The sequence below is a fragment of the Nocardia pseudovaccinii NBRC 100343 genome (assembly GCF_001613225.1).
Lineage (GTDB): Bacteria > Actinomycetota > Actinomycetes > Mycobacteriales > Mycobacteriaceae > Nocardia > Nocardia pseudovaccinii.
This window is the reverse complement of sequence record NZ_BDBY01000479.1, coordinates 1-1168: the sequence shown is the minus strand read 5'-3', so window position 1 is coordinate 1168 and position 1168 is coordinate 1. Positions and strand designations below refer to the sequence as shown.

The following is a 1168-nucleotide window of genomic DNA, read 5'->3' as shown; positions in this document are numbered from 1 at the left end:
GGAACGATCGACTTGGCGAAGTAGCCGCCGGTGGTGGCCTTGGCAGCGAGCTCCTGCGAACGCACGGCGTAGGCGTCCACGTCATCGCGGGAGAAGCCCTCGATGGTGGCGATCAGGTCGGCGGAGACACCCTGCGGCACGAAGTAGGTGTCGTAGTTGGTGGCCGGGTCCAGCGCCCAGGCGCCACCGTCGGAGCCCATCGGCACGCGGGACATGGACTCGACGCCACCGGCGAGGACCAGGTCGTCGAAGCCCGAGCGGACCTTCTGCGCGGCCAGGTTGACGGCCTCGAGGCCGGAGGCGCAGAAGCGGTTGAGCTGGAAGCCGCCGACGGTGTCGGGCAGGCCGGCCACGGTCACGGCGGTGCGGGCGATATCGGCGCCCTGGTCACCCACCGGCGCGACGACGCCGAGGATCAGGTCGGAGATCCGGTCCTCGTCGAGGTTCGGGAAACGGCCGCGCAGCTCCTGGATCAGACCAACAGTCAGGTCGATCGGCTTGACCGAGTGCAGCGAACCGTTCTTCTTGCCGCGTCCGCGCGGGGTGCGGATGGCCTCGTAAATGTAGGCCTCTGTGGTCATATCGGAGTGTTCCTTCCTTAAGGGTGCGGCGGCCGAACATTCGTCCGTCCATGCGAGTGACCTCGCCGATCGGTCCGGAGACCGACCGTCCTGACGCTGTACAAAAGTCGACAAGCAGCGGCGATGACGAGTTCTTGATACCCGCATGCCTCCGCATACCATAGAACTTCGCCACACCGCGGCTCGCGGCCACCCGTTCATACTACCGTGGTGTGCGAACTCCGGTTAACTTAACGTCTTGTGAACGAGGGTTGTCAACCATCCAGCCGTGTGGCACCCAGCTCACTTTTGAGCAACTCCAGGGCCACCTCATCCGGGTCGCGTCGATCCCCTGGCGCCACCGGGGTCTGCGATTCGGCCAGCATCTCCTGTTCCTCCTCCGGAGTGGAGGGCGGCGGGACGCCATCGATCGGCGCGTAATCCATCGGGCCCGGGTCATCCGGTAGATCCGGGAAGTCGGGCGGCGGAATATCGTCGTCGCCGCGGAACGACCGTGCGTCACCACTCGGTGCGGGCCGCTGACCAGGGCCCGCCGCCGGATCGGCGGCCGCCGCCCTGGCCTGACTCGGCCGCGAGAACCGCGGCGG

Annotated in this window: 1 protein-coding gene and 1 pseudogene; both read right to left on the bottom strand. The window is 67.1% G+C overall.

Translation table 11 applies throughout. From position 1 onward, the window contains the following. On the bottom strand, positions 1-581 hold a 581-nt coding region (locus tag NP3_RS46015), incomplete at its 3' end, for a thiolase family protein (protein WP_281197817.1). Positions 582-835: 254 nt separating this feature from the next. Continuing rightward, positions 836-1168: pseudogene (locus tag NP3_RS49595) on the bottom strand (DNA polymerase III subunit gamma/tau); the annotation flags it as partial.